Below are 16638 nucleotides of genomic sequence, written 5' to 3' on the forward strand. Positions count from 1 at the left end.
GCTCGTGGATTTCAATATGCCAGGCACTGACCTTCGGCTTCGCGTCGACTGCTTGCGGCGCGAGGCACATCAGGTGATCTCGTTGACTTTGACCGATCCAAAAGGAGGGCGTCTCCCGGATTGGGAGCCGGGTGCGCACATCAAGCTTCGCCTACCCTCTGGCCTGATGCGGCAATACTCGCTTTACGCCAGAGGGAGCGATGGTTCGCAGTACAAAATAGCCGTCAAGGATGCGGAGGGCGGGCGCGGAGGCTCTCGCGAGATCCACTCCAGGCTCAAGTTAGGTGACGTTCTGAACGTCAGCGCGCCCGTCAATCATTTTCGGCTCGAGGCGGCGCAAGACTACATTTTCATCGCAGGCGGTATCGGCATCACGCCGATCTTGCCGATGGCCGATGCCGTCCGCGACCGAAGCTCATGGCATCTCTATTACGCTGGCAGGTCCCTCGCATCGATGGGGTTGCTCGACGAGGTCCGCCGGTTGCCACAGGCGAATGTCACGCTTGCCCCAGGCGAGATCGGGAAGCTGAACATCAGAGACATTGTGAGCCAAGCCAAGCCCGGCGCTCAAATCTACGCCTGCGGCCCCAGTGGAATGCTCGACGAACTCGCATCCTTGTGCGGCACGCGCCACGACATTGCGCTGCGCGTCGAACGTTTTGCAGCTTCGACATTCGCGGCCCCGGTTAATGGTGACGCTTCGGATAAGCCTTTCGAGGTGGTGATGAAGCGCTCTGGCCGACGCATCGTCATACCTCCTGGGTCAACCATTCTGACAGAGCTTCTGAAGGTCGATCCATCCATCCCGCACTCCTGCTGCCAGGGGTTCTGCGGCACCTGCGAGACGAAGGTGATCGAGGGCGTCGTTGATCACCGGGATACGCTGCTCACAGAGGAGGAACGGCAGAAGAAGAACACGATGATGATCTGCTGCTCGCGCGCACGAAGCGACGTGCTCGTTTTGGATATTTGACAACGATGCCGGATCGCGACCGAGGGAGGTGAGCCGCACGAAAAGTGACAATCACGATGCTGCAAAAGAGCGCCAACGGCGCGATCTCGCCTAAGGGGGGCGCCGACGTGCTGTCCTAAAAAATAAAAAATCCAGGGAGGGTGCCAATGAAAGAATCCATAATCCGCGAAAGTGAAATCCAGAAGGAGCTGAACCGGCGTCTCGATATCGTGCTGCGAGATGGCTACGGAGATCCGGCCAGGGCAGATATTTCCCGGTGGGAACTCCTGCTCTGGTTCAGTTTTGCAATTCTCGTCGCTGTGGGCACAGCCGTCGTCCGGGCGGGGATTTGATCATGGCGGAAACGAATTTTACGGGCGCCAGTTCTGCCTTCGGCACGCTCCCGGTCCTAAAAGAAGAACGTCAGCTCGGACTATTAGACCACTCTTGGGTCAACATCGGAATCGCGGTCGCCACCTGGGCCTTTCTCCTCGGCGGAACGACTGCGATGTTCGTCGGCGCGCGAGATGGCATCGCGGCCATCATTATCGGCAACGTTATCGGTGTCGCGATCGTGTCGGTAAGCGTTTGCCTGGGCACGAGCAAATACGGTGTCGAGCAATTTACTTTCGCGCGCAGCGTTTTCGGGCGCCTCGGCGTCTTGATGCTCGTGTGCATCTTTCTCGCCATCTACGGTGTCGGCTGGTCTTCCGTCTTGGCGATCATGTTCGGCCGGGCGATCAGCGAGGTCACAAACAGCACGGCCGGAACGGCCATAGGCCCGAACGACCTTGGGGTTACGATGTTCGGGATTGTCGCCATCGTGATTTCCTGGGTGCTTCTCTGGAAAGGGCCGACTGCAGTCAAATGGCTGAACCGGATCGTGGGGCCGGGAAAGCTCGCCCTGTGCGCGGGCATTTTGATTCTTCTGTTTGCCGAGAAATCATGGACCGCCATTGCTGCTGCGGCCCCACTGCAGCCGTTCGACGATCCAAGCACTAATTTCATGGTGGCGGTCGAGATCAATCTTGCCGCGAGTTTCGGATGGTGGCCGATCCTCGGCAATATCGCCCGCTTCACCAAGACGCCGCGCGCAGCATTGTGGCCGAACATCACCGGCATCTTTGCGGCAGCGGTCGTTGGCGAGGTGATCGGATTGCTGGCGGCGTTGAGCCTCGGCAGTTTCGATCCCACGACTTGGATGATCCCGCTCGGCGGAATGACCATCGGCGTCATCGCGCTGCTGTTCATCGGGTTGGCGAACATCACCGCGATCGTCAGCATCTTCTACGGAATGTGCCTGGCGATGCGACAGGCGGGAGGGCGGCGCTTCGAGAACATCCCCTGGGGTGTCTTGACGGGCGCTCTCTTCGTTCCGGTGATCATCGTCTCGTTTTTTCCAGCCCAGATCTACGATAATTTCTTCGTATTTCTTGCGTGGACTGCGCTGGGATTTGCGCCTCTCTCCGGCGTTACTGCGGTCGATTACATTCTGCTGCGTCGAGGGCAGGTGAACTCACGCGACCTTTACCGTGACGAGCCTGGAACTGACTACGCCTTCTGGGGTGGAATTAACTGGATCGCTTTCGTCGCGCTCATCGTCGGCGGGCTCGTCTACTACGCGCTCTTCAACCCGCTGTCGCTCACCGCACATAGCGCCTTGTTCAATGTGATCAGTGCGTCGGTCCCGTCATGCATCGCGGCGGGATTGGTCCACTACGTCTTGACCAAGAGCTTGTTGCGGCCGGGCGGAAGAGGTGGATACACCGCGTGATATTCCAAAGCGCCGGCCATCGTGCCGGCGCTTTTTTTGACTTTCAAAGCCTCTCGCATTTTCACTGAATGCTGTTTCGCCTGTGCCTGACGACTTGTGTCGGCGAATTTTTCAACCGAAGCTCGAAAGCTTCGGGACCGCCGCCAGAAAACGCGAACGAGTTTAGGTCCGGCGTTTTTCGTACAATACAGCCTCTGCCGGGTGAGGGCTTCACGCGCAATAATCCGGAACACGCGCTGCGCCGGCTTTTGTGCGCGCTCGTATTCGCTTTATTCGCCGCCCGTTCGACTCCGGACTGACTCCGCGTCGGGTGGAAACATTTATATTTCAAAGGGTGTGAGTGGTAGCGGGAGGCGGACTTGAACCGCCGACCTAAGGATTATGAGACCTTCGCTCTAACCACCTGAGCTATCCCGCCACACCGGCCAGCATGCTGGCACTAAGGCGACCGTCTATAGGGAGCACCGCTGCTTTCTGTCAACACGGCGCTCCGTCCCGGCGGCACATCCGTGCCAACAAAATGCGATAGGGCCGGGAAGGGACACTAATTTCGGGTATTCCGCGGGGCTATTCCGCCGCAACCTGATTGATTGCCCCTTCCTTGCGGAAGCGCATCATTGTGAAAATGCCCCAGGGCCGCAGCGCCTTACGGTCTATCAGCTTCAGTTCGGGGCATACCATCACGCGCGAAACGTCGAATACCGAGTGCCAGCCTACGAGATCGGCGAACGGCGCCATCTGCCGCTCGACCCAGCCGCGGACGCCGTCTTCCTGGCTGAAGTGGTTGACGAGCATGACCTCGCCGCCCGGCTTCGTCACCCGCGACAATTCCTGCATGACCTTCTGCGGATCGGGCACGACGGTGATCACGTACATCGCGACCGTCTTGTCGAAGGAGTTATCGGGGAAGCGAAGGTTGCTCGCGTCCATCTCGTGAAGGCCCGAGATATTCGTCAGCTTCTCGGCCTTGACGCGCTCGCGCGCCTTATCGAGCATCTCCGGCGCGAGATCGATGCCAACGATGTCCAAATGCTTTTTGTAGTCGGGGAGCGAGAGGCCGGTGCCGACGCCAACTTCGAGCACGCGTCCGTCACCAGAATTGATGATTTCGACGGCGTGGCGGCGGCCGGCCGTCGAGATCGCGCCGAAGGTATAATCATAAACCGGCGCCCAGCGACGGTATGCGTCGCGGACCTGGCCTTCATCGAGCTGCAAAACCTTCGCGTCCGACCGCCTTTTCTGTGCTCCTGCACGCGCTCCTGACGAGGCGTGGAAGCCCGAAGGCTTATTATCGCTCACTGCCCGATCTCCATTCGTCCGCAATCGAATTCATGCGATGTACCTAGCGGCCCGCGCCAGCCATCGTGTTGTTCCTAACCGCCTCTCCGGCGGTATTGGTGGCCTTGATCGTTTTTGCGATCCATCCCCCGCCGAGGACACGTCCCTCCGTCCCGGCGCCGGCATAAAACACGCACGCCTGCCCCGTCGCAATACCCTCTTCGCCGTCAGCAAGCTCGACCCTGACCGCGCCGTTCTCTTCGACGGTCAATATGGCGGGCCGGAGCGTCTGCGACGATCGCATACGAACATAGAGGGAGAGGCCGCCTTCCGCGACCTCGCTCAAAGGCTTTTCCCCGAGCCAATTGACGTTGCGGAGCATTAGGCCCGCGGTCTGCAGGGCGGATCTAGGGCCGACGACGACCTCATTCCTGGAGGCGTCTAGACGGACGACGTAAAGCGGTTCGGCCGCCGGAATTTTGATGCCGCGGCGCTGGCCGACCGTGTAGTGCACGATGCCGTCGTGGCGGCCGAGAATGCGGCCGTCGAGGTGCACGATATTTCCGGACTCGAGCGCGTTCGGCTTCAGCCGCTCGATTACGTCGGTGTACTTGCCCGTCGGAACGAAGCAGATGTCCTGGCTGTCGGACTTGTCCGCAACCGGGAGGTTGAAAGAGCGGGCAAGGTCGCGCACCGCTGACTTCTGCATGCCGCCAATCGGGAACCACAGCGAAGCGAGCTGCTTTTTCGTGATGCCGAACAGGAAATAGCTCTGGTCGCGGTCGGTATCGACGGCGCGGGTGAGAACTGGACCGTCTTCGGTATCGTACCGCTGAACGTAGTGGCCAGTTACGAGGACCTCGGCGCCCAGATCCTTGGCCGTGTCGAGAAGATCGCGAAACTTGATTTCGTTGTTGCAGGTAACGCAGGGGATCGGCGTTTCGCCGGCGACATAGCTCTCTGCGAATGTCTCGATCACTTTCTCCGCGAAGCGGGTTTCGTAATCGAGGACATAGTGCGGAATATCGAGGGCTTCGGCGACGCGGCGCGCATCGTGGATATCCTGGCCTGCGCAGCAGCTGCCCTTGCGGCCCGACGCGGTGCCATGATCGTAAAGCTGCAGCGTGACCCCGATGACGTCGTGGCCGGCTGCCTTCATGATAGCGGCTGCGACCGAGCTGTCGACGCCGCCGGACATCGCCACGACGACGCGCTTTTTCGGTGCGGCCGTCTCAACTGGGGCGCGCGTTGCGCTGCTGCCGGCAGATGTTGTTTCGAACTGGTTCATGTGATCGACTGGCTCGGGTTCTTGGCAAGGGAGCACGGAAAAGCTCCTACAACAATATCCCGTCGCCGCTATCCTTCAAAAGATCCAAGAAATTCAGAGAATTGCCGTAGCGGGGACAATTTTGATCCCAGCGGGTATTGGTCTCCGCAATCAATAATTATCAAATCGGCCGTCTGCAAGGCGGCGTGGAGCGCAGGTCCGGCGTTTGGCCCAGATTTCGCTGGAAGACATCCAAGCTGACGCACTGCTTCAGTTTGGTACGGGGCGCCTAGAAGCGGCCCGTTTCAGCGGATGCAATGTGGAATTGGCACGCCCATTTATATGTTTTTCACTCAATGGGTTAGTGCTAATTTAATCGCATGCGGTTATAACTAACCCTGGTCAAAGAGTGTGTATTGAGTATCATGACCGAACAGCAAATGAGAGCGCGCGGGCGCTACGTGATCGGACCCGATGGGTCGCCGCTCACGGTCGCAGACCTTCCCCCGCGGGATACGAAACGATGGGTCATCCGCCGCAAGGCTGAGGTGGTCGCCGCTGTCCGCGGCGGTCTTCTCAGTATCGAAGAAGCTTGCGAGCGATATACGTTGACCGTCGACGAGTTTCTGTCGTGGCAGCGTTCTATCGACAAGCACGGATTGCCCGGGCTGCGCGCAACGCGTCTACAGGACTATCGTGACTGACTTCAAGTCGGTCACCTGAAGCCTGTCGATCGGCACATCAGAGAAAAGTCTAGGGTTGCTGGGCCGGCTTGGCCTGAGCAGCTTTGAGCTTTGTCTTTTGATCCTTACTCTTCTTCGCTGGCTGTGCTGCGTTCGCCGTTTCGGGTGGCGCGGGAATCCAGCCGGGAGTTGGTGAGGTGGTTGCGCATCCATCTGTGCCTTTCGCCCAACGCGAGATGTCGTCCGTCATAGCGGCGGCGAAGGCATTCGGCATTTTCCTGTTTTCAGCCGTCAGATTGGCGGAAGCGTCTCCCGTCGGCAAAATGGCGATGAGGAAGGCTTTGGGTCCACGCGGATTGGGCTGCGACGGATCACGTTCATGAATGACGATCTCGGCTTTGCCGCCGCGTGACGGCGCATCCGCGGTCGCGTGGAAGACGTAATCTTTCTTCAACGGGCCGCCGACCGGGAACCAGCAGGTCATCGCGCCTCGTGCCAACCTCGAATAAATCTCGGTCGCCGATCCAGTCGCACCCGGTATCAGCTTGCCGCCTTGGGGTTCGCCGGGCATTGCGGCGACCGTCGGGGTGGTTTCACTGGTCGGCTGAATGCTCAGAGACTGCAATTGTGACTGCAATTCTGGGGCGTTGCCTGCGCAACCCGTCAACGCCGCTATGGAGAGCAGCGCCGGCACCACTATCGATGGACGGCGAACAGGCATTTTTCCCCGAGCGGCGGCTCACATAGACTCATTGGATGAACACAAATGCGAGTTGCAACTCGTGCCCGCCTCGCCTGATTTGAGCAAGAGGTCACAAGTGCTTAAACGGCGAAGCCAACAGAAATTGGAGGGGAGAAAGGCGGCGTCTTTCAGGCGGGGCCGCGTCGCCGGTGTCTTGGAGGTCGGGGTAGTAGCTCGGGAACTATGAAGCCGAGGGACCCGGGCTCTGCATCAGAGCCCGGTGTCATAGGTTTGTCCGGCGATGGGCCCGGCTTATTCAGCGAAGGGCCGTAATTCCGAACGGCCGGTCACGACGGCCGGCGCGGGGATCGTCAAGATTGGCTGCCTGCTGGGCGGCGCGAGAAAATTGCTCGACCGTATCGTCGCGCTCGCGAACGGCGGCTGAGAGTTTTTCGCGGAGGCCCTCGGTTGACTGCCGGAGGTTGTCACGGCGCTGAGCTGCCGCTTTCGCGAATGTCGAATAAGAAAAGTGCGCCCGGTCGCGGATGCCCGTTCGATCTTCCTCGAGTTGGATCTGGCGTTCGAGATCCGACGCCATTTGATCGAATTCGCGAATAATTCTTTCTAGGTCGTCGACCTTTCTAGACTTCTCTTCTACTTCACGACGCTTCAGGCGCATGGCCAAGTCACGTGACTTCATCGTCCGATACCCCAAACAAATTCGAACTTGTCTCTGTCCTCAGGATACCCAAGAAGCGTGCCAATCAAGAATAAGGCTTTGCTGCTACAGCAACCATGAAGAAATGCGTTAATTCTGATGGGCCGTCGCGTTGCACCAGCGTCCGAAGACCCTGAAAATATGTATGACATACTGCACTTAAGTTGCGGTAAAGCAACGGGTAACTATTTCTGACGACGCGTCTCGTTTGGGGGCAAAATTTAGTCCGAGGCGGTCTAGGGCATTCTTCCGAATTCTGTTAGCTCTTGATTCGAGCCGAATGCAGGTCAGAAGCGATCGGAGAGGTCAGGTAACGGGGTGGGCGCCTCGGAATCGGACTTCGCGGAAGATCTGTCGGCGGTCGAGAGGGGCACAGTTCTAATATTTTGATGTAATGGCGGGCCATGCTCTGGCGCGAACGAGGATCTTTTTGCCTCGCGACCGGCAGCAGCGCGACCCGCTTCGCGGAAGTCATGTCTCCTGTAGTTGCTGCCAGAGCACCGGCAAGTCGCTGCATGGTGAATTAGCTAACGCGAATTAGGGTTTGTTAACCTCTCGTCGCTAACTTCCTAACGATCGCTTAGCTCGATTGTTTTGCGTTTTCTTTGAGCGAAGGACAGACATAGCGCGGACACGGATCGTATAGGGCACCAGAGGGACGGTCATGCGGGTTCTACTCATTGAAGACGACAGTGCCACGGCGCAGAGCATCGAGCTTATGCTTCAGTCGGAAGGTTTTAACGTTTACACGACGGACCTCGGCGAAGAGGGTGTCGATCTAGGTAAGCTTTATGATTACGATATCATTCTCCTAGATCTAAACCTCCCGGATATGAGCGGTTACGAAGTTCTGAAGACACTTCGCGTTGCGAAGGTCGGAACGCCGATTCTTATTCTGTCGGGTCTTGCAGGTATCGACGACAAGGTTCGTGGTCTCGGCTTCGGCGCCGACGACTACATGACGAAGCCCTTCCATAAGGATGAGCTCGTCGCACGCATTCAAGCAATCGTGCGCCGTTCGAAAGGACACGCCCAATCGGTTATCGAAACCGGCGACCTTCGCGTCAATCTCGACACCAAAACAGTCGACGTCAATAACCAGCGCGTACATCTGACTGGTAAAGAATATCAGATGCTCGAGCTTCTTTCGCTCCGAAAGGGCACGACGCTGACCAAGGAGATGTTCCTTAATCATCTCTACGGCGGAATGGATGAACCTGAGTTGAAGATCATCGACGTCTTCATCTGCAAACTCAGGAAGAAGCTTCAGGCAGCGACTGGCGGCAAGCACTACATCGAAACGGTGTGGGGCCGCGGTTACGTGCTGCGCGATCCGGGACATGAAGGTTCGGAAGCCGCTTAATCCATCGCGTTCGAATGGTTTTGTTCACGCGCACAGGGGCCATGATGGCCCTTGTCGTGTTTCTGGGGTGGCTTCTGCGATCCTGCGACCGGTTTTAATTCAATGGTTCGGCGACCGGTGCGCCGTTGCCGACGGACAGCGTCATCGCGCCCTCAGTCATTGTCGTTGCCGCCTAAATGCAATCAGGGGCCTGCGAGGACCCCTGAATCAATTTCTGCAGTGCCTTCCCGGCTAGCGTCAGGGGCGCCAGTTGATAGAGAGGCGGCCGGTCTGGATGTCGGGATCGGTGTGCGCCGATAGGAAATCTTGTGCTGCGAATAGCGGCAAGTTCTCGCTCGCCAGATCGATGTAGCGGTATTCGGCTTTGAGCGAGAGCGAATCCCAGATTTTGGTTTCGACACCGGCGCCGATGAACGCGCCTGATATGCGCTTTGAATCGTAGAGCACCCCCGATTCCGTGCCGAAAATGCTGATCGTGGTCTGTTCCATTCCCGCGTTCGCATAGCCGCCGCTGACGAACAGCAAGGTGTCGGGAGTGGTGAGGTAGCCGAGCCTACCTCCGACCATCAGGATGTTTTTAAAGCCGCCGTGGCTGCTCCAAAGTTCTTGGCTATCAACTCCATCACTAGCAGAATTGCTGTCGTGGTAGGTCAGGTTCGAGAAATCGGCGTCGAAAAATGTGCCGACGACGAACCGTTCTCTGAACTGATAGTCGTAGCCGACCGATGCCGAGATGAAGCCGCCGTCATTGCTGACCGGATTGTTAAAAGGACCTGCATCCGGGCCGAATGATTCCTGCTTATGGGCCACGCTATAGCCCGTACCGAAGCCCAAGTATGGGCCGGTCCAGCTCGAGGTGATCGGCGGGATCGAATTGTCGACTACGTCCTTTTTGCCGTCACCAAAGCGATAGTTTAGTGACATCCGGATTGTTTGGATTTGCGGCTTGAACCTTTCGGTAAGGACATTTTCGATCTTCACTTCCTCGGTCTGCATCGATGTATAGCGGTACTCCGCCTTCAGGCTGAAGCCGTTACCAATCAATGTTTCAACACCGCTTCCCAGGAAGTAGCCGTTGAAGCTTCCAAGATTCGCGCGGATCGGGTCGGAGCCGAAATTGAGGGTTACGTCACTCGGATCAGAATGGGCGTATCCGAACGTGGAGAAAAAGAGCGTCGACGGCGCGACGAGATATCCTACCCGGCCGCCGACCGAAAGCTGATCCCCGATTTTGAAGTGCCCGATGTTGCCGGGAATGAGACTGGAAAAGTGGGTGTCGATGTCGGAGAAATCGTAGTCGACAAAAGCGCCTACGACCAGCGGTCCGAACAGCGCGTGATCATAGCCGGCGCTGAGAGTGAGGAAGCCGCCCGTACCTGCTTGGCCGTCCTTCATCGCATTGACATTGATGTCTTCCGGAACATCCGTCAGAAACGAGTTGCCAGTGCGGGTGTTCGTCATCCCATAGCCGCCGCCGATACCGATATACGGTCCTGCCCAGTCATTGGCAGCAGCCGGCACCGTGGCGACAATCGACGTGCCTGCGGCGACTAATGCGAGACTGGCAAGATTTCTAATCATGGTTCTCTCCGAGACGCGTCGGACGACGACTTGGCTTGGGCTTAGTGGGTGATTTTCGGAGCAAATATGCCCCGCGCATTGATATCGTTATCTGATTCGCGGACTAAGGAAGACATCGCGCCAACGGGCCGCTTCGCGATGGACCGTGGATTGTTTTAAGAGACACAGAGCAATACGGAGTTAGACCTATGAGTGATGCGCGCCCCAATCCTTCATCACCGCTCAAGGCGGCGATCGTCCGCGTGACGCCCTTCGAGCAGAATTGCACGCTGATTTGGGACGACGCGACGAAGGTCGGCGCTGTCGTCGATCCGGGCGGGGATCTCGATCGCATCGAGCGGGGAATCAAAGAAGCGGGAATCACAGTCGAGAAAATTCTGCTGACGCACGGCCACATCGATCACGCGGGCGGCGCTGCCGATCTCCGCGACCGGCTTGGCGTGAAGATCGAAGGTCCGCATCGAAACGATGCCGTGCTGCTCGACGCGCTCGAGAAACAGGGTGAGATGTATGGCGTCGACGGCGTTCGCAACGTGAAGCCCGATCGTTGGCTGGACGAGGGCGACAAGGTCACGGTCGCCGGACACGAGTTCGAGATTTTTCATTGCCCCGGACATTCGCCAGGGTCGGTCGTCTTTTTCGACCGGCGGCAGAAATTTGCGCTGGTCGGCGACGTGATATTCCGCGGATCGATCGGGCGGACCGATTTTGCCTACGGCGACCACGACGCATTAATATCGTCCATCAAGACCAAGCTTCTGCCGCTCGGCGACGATATCGCGTTTATTTGCGGTCATGGTCCGCCGAGCCAGTTCGGGCCGGAACGGCTGACCAATCCGTTTCTGGTCTAAAAGTTCGCGAGGCTTCGGCGGTCAGAACGAAAACGTGTACGAGCCGCCGAGGCAGCCGAATATTCCGCATTCGCGCTGGAGCGTGCCGTAACCGCCGCTCGAGATCGAGTTATCGTTGTCGCCGAAGAAGTCGACCGTTTGAACGCGAAGCGTCTCTTCGCAGCTTCTTCTGCAGTCCACCCATGCGCCACGCGGAAGCTGAACTTGCCAGCCCCATTTGGGGGCTCGCCGGACCACGCTCGAGATCTGGCCATTGCCGAAGCGGCTGTAAGCGGTAATCACCTCGCCCTGCTTGTAGTCCGACCGGAGGCGGCCGATATGAGCATCCGCAGCGGGCGGGATCGCCGTGGTGAAGGCCGCGGCGGCAGCGGCAGCTGCCAGCATTTTTGCGCGCATAGAGAATCTCATCCTTTGGCTTGGCTTTTCCGCTAACGCGACATCGAAATGTTGACGCCCTTGAACGACGGGCCGCTCGTCGCGACGGTCACGGAGTGCGAGCCGCCCGAAATCGCGACCGACATCGAGCCGCTGATGCCGCCGCTGATCGCAAGGTTCATTCTATTGGGGGATGCCTTTCCTGCCACGGTGCCGGACTGATTGTACGTACGCTCCTCCCAGTCGCCGCTCACCGTGCCGTTGGCATTCGTGAGATTGGCTCTGAGCTCGACCTTTGCGGAAGCGTTGGCGCAGCGGATCGAAAGACCGAGATTGGTCGGCCCGCCGTTGTTCGTATAGTAGCCTTTGCAGCGGAGGCTTTCCGTCTTGCCATTATCGAAGCGAGCGGTGCCCGATCCGGACCACGTGCCGGCGAGTTCGACGAATGGATTATCCGACGCTGCGACGGCGGGGTTGAAGGATAGGGCCACGCCGACCGCTATGACGGAGGCCCACGCCGATATTGACGCTGCAAGTCTGTGATTGCGCACCACGAATTCTTCCTTCCAAACGGTGAGCCCCCGAAGCGGCGACATTATTGTCTTATGTAAGCCGATTTGCGAGCCATATGGGAACGGCGCTGCTGCGCGTTCAAACGTGTTGCCGCCGGGCGACAGTGGCGGTTGCATCCTCCGGGAGCGTCCTCGCTTCCAAAACGACGTGTAGCCCGCGAGTTACCCAAATGCGGCCTACAAAGAGTCGCGATCCGATTTCAAACTCCCGGTATTGTTAGGTGGCGCTGAGAAGACAGCGGCTTTTGCCGTGGGTGGGACTCGGGGTGCGCCATGGCCGATATCAATGTTGAGGGAGTTGAATCATGGGTCGGGCGTACCGCATTGGCACGTATGTCGTTGTTGCAAGTATTTCAAGCCTGATTGCTACGGAGAACCGGGCCGCCGTGCCAATCGACCCGCTGGCCAGCCTCGCGGGGCGCTGGGTGGGGATGGCGACGATGACGTCCATGTCGGGGCCGGCGTCGAACTTCAAATGCGTCGTGACCTACGTCGAACGCAAAGACGGCCTGCAGGGAATGCGTCAGACGCTGCGTTGTGACGACGGTGCGAACTTCAAGCTCCACGCCGCGACCGACCTTTCCGTGGAAGGTGAGAAGGTTACGGGTGCATGGCAGGACAAGATAAACGACATCGGCGGCACGGTTTCGGGCATCGTCACGGCCGACGGCTTCGACGTGCAGCTCTCGGGGCAATTCTTTGAAGCCCACATGGCGGTTGCCGGGCAGGGCTGCGACCAGTCCGTCAAGGTTCTTCCGCGAAATCCGGACGTCTTCCGGGAGCTCGCTGCGACGCTGAAGAAGTGCTGAGCAGACTGACGCCTGCTTTCAGAACGGCTCGACGATCTGACCGACGGTCGGCGGCGCGTTCGATTTCTGATCGTAGCGGAAATCCAGGATCAGGTTGAAAACGTCCTGGGGCCAGGGGGCAGGGTAGTTGCCCTCACGGCCGCCTAGAAGTGCCGCGATCTCCGGCAGCTTGCCGTGGTGCCAGCAGATGACGATCGTTTTCCCGTGATAGCCGGACTTCGAAAAGATCTCGCTGACGAGGCTCTTGAAGGCTTTGTCTTCGATATGGTGCTGAACTTCGCTACCGAGAGCGGCGGCGAGGGGTCTCATTGTTTCAATCGAACGGATCGAGCGCTTCGAGCGGGCCGCCGCGTAAATGAAATCGGGACGGCCGAACGTCTCGGGGATGTAGGTCACGAGACGCTGGGCGCGCGCGGCGCCTTCGGCCGATAGCAGGATATCGCTCGTATCTCCGGTCTTCTCAGCGTGACGCATCAGCAGTATGCGGCCCGGTCCGCCCGCGGGATGATGCGTCGCCGTTATCTCTTCGGCGGGGGCGCCGCGCAGTGCTGCCCAGAGCGATTTGGCGCGCGCGCGCAGCCATGCCTTCATACCGCGGCCCGGTTCCGCAGACTCTTTTAAATGCCGTTCCTTCCGTGAGTTTCCGTCATTCGCGCATTGCGCTATTGGCGCAAGCGGCCCCAGTTGTCGTCGCGCACGCGTTTTCGTCGAAGCGCGACTTTGCACTGATCTCGCAGATCTTCAAAACGGTTCGATGACGCGATTGACGGTGGGTGCACTGCCCGAGTTCGGATCGTATTGCAAATCGAGGACGAGGTTGTAGGCATCCTCCGGCCACGGATCGGGATAGCTACCGGCGGGGGCGCCGAGCAACGCTGCGATTGCGGGTAAGTTTCCGTGATGCCAGCAGATGACGAGGGTTTTTCCCTTGAAGTCGGGATCGTCGAAAACCTCCTGAATGAGATCGGCGAAATCGCGATTTTCGAAGTCGTGCAGCACATTCATTCCGAGCGTGTCCGCAAGCGGCTGGACGGTTTCTCGCGGGCGGTTCGAACGCTTCGAATGCGCCGTCGCGATGATGAAATCCGGTTTGCCGAACGTTTGCGGAATGTAGGTCGCGAGATGTTCGGCCCGCGCATGGCCGGTGTCGGACAAATCCTCGTCTTCGGGATCGTCGGTCTTGTCGGCGTGGCGCATCAGGATGATGCGCTTCGGTCCGCCCATGAAGTGTTCGATCGGCGCATAGTCGCTGGCCTGCTCGCGCGCCGAGGCGGTGCTGACCCATTCGCCGTTGGTCTGCGAGAGGACTGTCATCGAGGCGATGCCTGTCGCGATGAGTGCTGCCGTCGCGAAGCGCCGATACAGGGCAGAGAAGCTTTTCATGGTTTTTCTCCGGCTGAGCTAGACCCACGTTTCGCCCTCGGCGGAGTCGGGCAAGGCTCTCGGCCGGCCGTTCTCATCCAGGGCGACGAATGTGAAATGGGCGCGGGTAACGCACGTCTGGTTTTCGCGGTCGCGCGGCCGCCTCCAGGCTTGAACGTCGAACGTCATCGAGGACCGCCCGCGCTTGATCATGCGTGCCCAGACCGTCAATTCGTCTCCGACTTTTACGGGCTCGTGAAAGCTCATGCCCTCGACGGCGACGGTGGCGCAGCGTCCCTGGCTAACGCGTGCCGCGGCGCTGCCGGCGGCGAAATCCATCTGGGACATGATCCAGCCGCCGAAGATGTCGCCCGAGGGATTGGTGTCGGCCGGCATAGCAATGGTGCGAATGACCGGATCGCCGGTCGGCATGGGCAGATGCGGGGCTGTTCGATGCCGCTTCTTCTCGGGTGTTTCGACCTTCATGTCCGCGAACCTTTCCGTAAGCGGACGATGCCGCGACCTGTCATGAGCCTTACCCGCTGACCCCAGAAATGGCCAGCAACGGTGGAGGGAAGACGCGCAGCATAGCGCCCAAGTTGCAAAGCCCGGCACATCGTCAATCCTTACGCAACCTTCGTTGCCTAATTTTGGCGAATAGGCCTCACAACTGATTCGAGTTGCGATACCGGCATGACGTCCGCCACCCCCGATCGCGAACTGCTGCAGCAACTCGCGAACATCCCTGAAGTTGCGCTGAGCGGCTTTTCCGTGCGGGAGGGCCTGTCGGGCACGGGCGTGACGGTGATGAAGGGCCGGAATTATTTCGGCAGCTGGCGGGCGGTGGATCGGCAACTCGTGTGGGTCCCGGCAAACCTGACTGAACCGGGGCACATCGTCGAAACGGTCGACGAGGCCGTTCGCCATACCCTGCTCCTGATCTTAAAGAGCATCGAGACGACGCGCACGAAGCCTCCTCGTTCGATCGCTAGCTGACCGGGCTGGTCGAAGAGCGGGCCGCGGTCAAAAATTCGACTAGCGAACGGGTTCCAGTTCGGGAAAATTGGCGCGACATGGACGCCATCAGCCCGGAGCATTGCCCTTGAACTTGAAGATGACCTCTCGGACGTTATCGCCCGTCCTCTTCCTTGCTTTCGCAGTGTCAGCTGCCGCCGACCCGATCGAGCTTCCGGCGCGTAAGCCTGGTTATTGGGAAATCGTCATGACGCATAAAGAGAATGCGCCGCCGATGACGCTCCATGCCTGCATCGATGCGGCGACCGATAAAGCCATGATGGATGCAGGAACCGACGCAATGCAGAGCATGTGCTCCGAGCGCCAGATCAAGCGTGAGGGCGATGCCTACGTTTGGGATTCGACGTGTACGATGGAGTCCATGAAGACGACGTCGCATGTGGTGATCACCGGCGATTTCCAATCTGCCTATCAGATGACCATCAGCGGCGAGATCAGCGGTCTCGACGCTCCTCAGAAAATTGTCACAACGCAAAAGGCGAAGTGGCTCTCGGATGCTTGTCCCGCCGGAGTAAAGGCTGGTGACCTGCAAATGCCGGGCGGGCTCACGGTCAACGCGAGCGATATGATCAAATCGTTGGGCGTGGCGAAGACCCCCTGGCGGCCTTAGCTCGCGAATTGGGCGCTCGAATTGGAATGCGATGAGGTTACTGCGGCCGCCGGTCGATGGCGGCCGCAGTTATTCTTACGCGGCGAGGACGGCGCGGTCGTGCTTTCCTTCCTCGATCTCCTCAATGATCTTCGCAACGAAGGCTTCGATATCGCCGGGGTTACGGCTCGTTACGATGCCGTCGTCGGATACCACGGGTTCGTCGACCCAGTTGGCGCCGGCGTTGATCATATCCGTTTTGATCGAGGTGTAAGATGTCGCCTTCCGGCCGCGCACGGCGTTGGCTTCGATCAACAGCCACGGTGCGTGGCAGATCGCGGCGACGACTTTGCCGTCGGCGAGGAAGGCCTTGATGAGCTTAATCGCTTCGGGGTTCTGGCGCAGCGTGTCGGGGTTCATCTGGCCGCCGGGCAGCACGATGGCGTCGTAGAGCGAGGTCGACGCTTCGCCCAGTTCCATGTCGACTTTGACGGGCTTGCCCCAGTCATGATTTTGCCAGCCGATGATCGAGTCCTTCTGCTTTCGCTGTTTCGGCGCGGCGACATGCACGAGCTGGGCGACCGCCTTCAACTTTTCGCGCGGAACGTCGAGTTCCGATTGCTCGAAACCGTCGGTCGCGAGAATGAGAATTTTTGCCTTCGAGATCTTGGGCATTGGAGGGTCCTCGATTGCCTTGCAACTGAGAAACAACCAATCGAGCTCATCGGAGTTCCGCCCTGCGGCAAG

The 16638-nt window shown here is 59.0% G+C and carries 20 protein-coding genes and 1 tRNA gene; 9 read left to right on the forward strand and 12 right to left on the reverse strand.

Annotated elements, in window-relative coordinates; genetic code table 11:
- Window positions 1-16: 16 nt before the first annotated feature.
- The 3 genes from AC1DK3_RS12550 (at window position 17) to AC1DK3_RS12560 (ending at window position 2726) form a co-directional block, all read left to right on the forward strand.
- Window positions 17-973, forward strand: a complete 957-nt coding sequence (locus AC1DK3_RS12550; protein ID WP_477192522.1) for a PDR/VanB family oxidoreductase — start codon at window positions 17-19, stop codon at window positions 971-973.
- A gap of 146 nt (window positions 974-1119) precedes the next feature.
- Window positions 1120-1305, forward strand: coding sequence for a hypothetical protein (locus tag AC1DK3_RS12555; protein WP_477192523.1), 186 nt, complete (start codon window positions 1120-1122; stop codon window positions 1303-1305).
- A gap of 2 nt (window positions 1306-1307) precedes the next feature.
- Window positions 1308-2726 carry a purine-cytosine permease family protein gene (locus tag AC1DK3_RS12560; protein ID WP_477192524.1) on the forward strand — a complete coding sequence of 473 codons (1419 nt, stop codon included), beginning with the start codon at window positions 1308-1310 and terminating at the stop codon, window positions 2724-2726.
- Window positions 2727-3067: 341 nt separating this feature from the next.
- Here the strand turns inward: AC1DK3_RS12560 and AC1DK3_RS12565 are convergent.
- The 3 genes from AC1DK3_RS12565 to mnmA all read right to left on the reverse strand — a co-directional run bounded on the left by AC1DK3_RS12565 (window position 3068) and on the right by mnmA (window position 5292).
- Window positions 3068-3144, reverse strand: a tRNA-Met gene (locus tag AC1DK3_RS12565).
- A gap of 149 nt (window positions 3145-3293) precedes the next feature.
- Window positions 3294-4025 (reverse strand): class I SAM-dependent methyltransferase, encoded by a 732-nt coding sequence (locus tag AC1DK3_RS12570; RefSeq protein ID WP_477192525.1) that lies wholly within the window; start codon window positions 4023-4025, stop codon window positions 3294-3296.
- Between the two features lie 43 nt (window positions 4026-4068).
- Window positions 4069-5292: a tRNA 2-thiouridine(34) synthase MnmA gene (gene mnmA, locus AC1DK3_RS12575; RefSeq protein ID WP_477192526.1), complete on the reverse strand. Its 1224-nt coding sequence runs from the start codon at window positions 5290-5292 to the stop codon at window positions 4069-4071.
- 404 nt (window positions 5293-5696) lie between these two features.
- Between mnmA and sciP the strand changes: the two genes are divergently transcribed.
- Entirely contained in the window at window positions 5697-5975 is a 279-nt protein-coding gene (gene sciP / locus AC1DK3_RS12580) for a CtrA inhibitor SciP (protein ID WP_045836900.1), read from the forward strand.
- 49 nt (window positions 5976-6024) lie between these two features.
- Here the strand turns inward: sciP and AC1DK3_RS12585 are convergent, their stop codons facing one another.
- Entirely contained in the window at window positions 6025-6675 is a 651-nt protein-coding gene (locus tag AC1DK3_RS12585; RefSeq protein WP_477192527.1) for a hypothetical protein, read from the reverse strand.
- A gap of 277 nt (window positions 6676-6952) precedes the next feature.
- Window positions 6953-7336, reverse strand: a complete 384-nt coding sequence (locus AC1DK3_RS12590) for a flagellar export protein FliJ (RefSeq protein ID WP_339082695.1) — start codon at window positions 7334-7336, stop codon at window positions 6953-6955.
- 682 nt (window positions 7337-8018) lie between these two features.
- Here AC1DK3_RS12590 and ctrA point away from each other — a divergent pair.
- A complete protein-coding gene (gene ctrA, locus AC1DK3_RS12595) occupies window positions 8019-8717 on the forward strand; it encodes a response regulator transcription factor CtrA (protein WP_045836896.1) in 699 nt (232 codons plus the stop codon).
- Window positions 8718-8954: 237 nt separating this feature from the next.
- On the opposite strand, the gene AC1DK3_RS12600 is transcribed toward ctrA, so the two are convergent.
- On the reverse strand, window positions 8955-10298 hold the full coding sequence (locus tag AC1DK3_RS12600; RefSeq protein WP_477192528.1) for an outer membrane protein: 1344 nt from the start codon (window positions 10296-10298) through the stop codon (window positions 8955-8957).
- A gap of 188 nt (window positions 10299-10486) precedes the next feature.
- Here AC1DK3_RS12600 and AC1DK3_RS12605 point away from each other — a divergent pair, with 188 nt between their 5' ends.
- Complete coding sequence (locus AC1DK3_RS12605; RefSeq protein WP_477192529.1) at window positions 10487-11149, forward strand: MBL fold metallo-hydrolase; 663 nt, start codon at window positions 10487-10489, stop codon at window positions 11147-11149.
- 21 nt (window positions 11150-11170) lie between these two features.
- On the opposite strand, the gene AC1DK3_RS12610 is transcribed toward AC1DK3_RS12605, so the two are convergent.
- Both AC1DK3_RS12610 and AC1DK3_RS12615 read right to left on the reverse strand, forming a co-directional pair.
- Entirely contained in the window at window positions 11171-11545 is a 375-nt protein-coding gene (locus tag AC1DK3_RS12610) for a hypothetical protein (protein WP_477192530.1), read from the reverse strand.
- Between the two features lie 32 nt (window positions 11546-11577).
- Complete coding sequence (locus AC1DK3_RS12615) at window positions 11578-12120, reverse strand: hypothetical protein (RefSeq protein ID WP_477192531.1); 543 nt, start codon at window positions 12118-12120, stop codon at window positions 11578-11580.
- Between the two features lie 281 nt (window positions 12121-12401).
- Here AC1DK3_RS12615 and AC1DK3_RS12620 point away from each other — a divergent pair, with 281 nt between their 5' ends.
- Entirely contained in the window at window positions 12402-12905 is a 504-nt protein-coding gene (locus AC1DK3_RS12620) for a hypothetical protein (protein WP_477192532.1), read from the forward strand.
- A gap of 18 nt (window positions 12906-12923) precedes the next feature.
- Here AC1DK3_RS12620 and AC1DK3_RS12625 read toward each other — a convergent pair whose 3' ends face one another.
- The 3 genes from AC1DK3_RS12625 to AC1DK3_RS12635 all read right to left on the reverse strand — a co-directional run bounded on the left by AC1DK3_RS12625 (window position 12924) and on the right by AC1DK3_RS12635 (window position 14753).
- A complete protein-coding gene (locus AC1DK3_RS12625; protein WP_477192533.1) occupies window positions 12924-13496 on the reverse strand; it encodes a SixA phosphatase family protein in 573 nt (190 codons plus the stop codon).
- A 150-nt stretch (window positions 13497-13646) separates the two neighbouring features.
- Entirely contained in the window at window positions 13647-14288 is a 642-nt protein-coding gene (locus tag AC1DK3_RS12630; RefSeq protein WP_477192534.1) for a SixA phosphatase family protein, read from the reverse strand.
- Between the two features lie 18 nt (window positions 14289-14306).
- Window positions 14307-14753 (reverse strand): acyl-CoA thioesterase, encoded by a 447-nt coding sequence (locus tag AC1DK3_RS12635; protein ID WP_477192535.1) that lies wholly within the window; start codon window positions 14751-14753, stop codon window positions 14307-14309.
- 207 nt (window positions 14754-14960) lie between these two features.
- On the opposite strand from AC1DK3_RS12635, the gene AC1DK3_RS12640 reads away from it, so the two are divergent.
- The gene (locus AC1DK3_RS12640; RefSeq protein ID WP_339082713.1) at window positions 14961-15263 is read left to right on the forward strand and encodes a hypothetical protein; all 303 of its coding nucleotides are present in this window, start codon (window positions 14961-14963) and stop codon (window positions 15261-15263) included.
- A 106-nt stretch (window positions 15264-15369) separates the two neighbouring features.
- Window positions 15370-15912, forward strand: coding sequence for a DUF3617 domain-containing protein (locus AC1DK3_RS12645; RefSeq protein ID WP_477192536.1), 543 nt, complete (start codon window positions 15370-15372; stop codon window positions 15910-15912).
- Window positions 15913-15987: 75 nt separating this feature from the next.
- Here AC1DK3_RS12645 and AC1DK3_RS12650 read toward each other — a convergent pair whose 3' ends face one another.
- Window positions 15988-16566 carry a type 1 glutamine amidotransferase domain-containing protein gene (locus AC1DK3_RS12650; RefSeq protein WP_477192537.1) on the reverse strand — a complete coding sequence of 193 codons (579 nt, stop codon included), beginning with the start codon at window positions 16564-16566 and terminating at the stop codon, window positions 15988-15990.
- Window positions 16567-16638 lie beyond the last annotated feature (72 nt).

This window comes from Hyphomicrobium sp. 01T421 (assembly GCF_056398805.1).

Excerpts from the sequence above, each read along its gene's own strand:
- AC1DK3_RS12555 (WP_477192523.1), top strand. The coding sequence starts at position 1,120 with ATGAAAGAATCCATAATCCGCGAAAGTGAAATCCAGAAGGAGCTGAAC.
- AC1DK3_RS12640 (WP_339082713.1), top strand. The coding sequence starts at position 14,961 with ATGACGTCCGCCACCCCCGATCGCGAACTGCTGCAGCAACTCGCGAAC.
- ctrA (WP_045836896.1), top strand. The coding sequence starts at position 8,019 with ATGCGGGTTCTACTCATTGAAGACGACAGTGCCACGGCGCAGAGCATC.
- AC1DK3_RS12605 (WP_477192529.1), top strand. The coding sequence starts at position 10,487 with ATGAGTGATGCGCGCCCCAATCCTTCATCACCGCTCAAGGCGGCGATC.
- AC1DK3_RS12615 (WP_477192531.1), bottom strand. The coding sequence starts at position 12,120 with ATGTCGCCGCTTCGGGGGCTCACCGTTTGGAAGGAAGAATTCGTGGTG.
- sciP (WP_045836900.1), top strand. The coding sequence starts at position 5,697 with ATGACCGAACAGCAAATGAGAGCGCGCGGGCGCTACGTGATCGGACCC.
- AC1DK3_RS12585 (WP_477192527.1), bottom strand. The coding sequence starts at position 6,675 with ATGCCTGTTCGCCGTCCATCGATAGTGGTGCCGGCGCTGCTCTCCATA.
- AC1DK3_RS12620 (WP_477192532.1), top strand. The coding sequence starts at position 12,402 with ATGGGTCGGGCGTACCGCATTGGCACGTATGTCGTTGTTGCAAGTATT.
- AC1DK3_RS12650 (WP_477192537.1), bottom strand. The coding sequence starts at position 16,566 with ATGCCCAAGATCTCGAAGGCAAAAATTCTCATTCTCGCGACCGACGGT.
- AC1DK3_RS12560 (WP_477192524.1), top strand. The coding sequence starts at position 1,308 with ATGGCGGAAACGAATTTTACGGGCGCCAGTTCTGCCTTCGGCACGCTC.
- AC1DK3_RS12635 (WP_477192535.1), bottom strand. The coding sequence starts at position 14,753 with ATGAAGGTCGAAACACCCGAGAAGAAGCGGCATCGAACAGCCCCGCAT.
- AC1DK3_RS12600 (WP_477192528.1), bottom strand. The coding sequence starts at position 10,298 with ATGATTAGAAATCTTGCCAGTCTCGCATTAGTCGCCGCAGGCACGTCG.
- AC1DK3_RS12625 (WP_477192533.1), bottom strand. The coding sequence starts at position 13,496 with ATGAAGGCATGGCTGCGCGCGCGCGCCAAATCGCTCTGGGCAGCACTG.
- AC1DK3_RS12610 (WP_477192530.1), bottom strand. The coding sequence starts at position 11,545 with ATGCGCGCAAAAATGCTGGCAGCTGCCGCTGCCGCCGCGGCCTTCACC.
- AC1DK3_RS12630 (WP_477192534.1), bottom strand. The coding sequence starts at position 14,288 with ATGAAAAGCTTCTCTGCCCTGTATCGGCGCTTCGCGACGGCAGCACTC.
- AC1DK3_RS12590 (WP_339082695.1), bottom strand. The coding sequence starts at position 7,336 with ATGAAGTCACGTGACTTGGCCATGCGCCTGAAGCGTCGTGAAGTAGAA.
- mnmA (WP_477192526.1), bottom strand. The coding sequence starts at position 5,292 with ATGAACCAGTTCGAAACAACATCTGCCGGCAGCAGCGCAACGCGCGCC.
- AC1DK3_RS12550 (WP_477192522.1), top strand. The coding sequence starts at position 17 with ATGCCAGGCACTGACCTTCGGCTTCGCGTCGACTGCTTGCGGCGCGAG.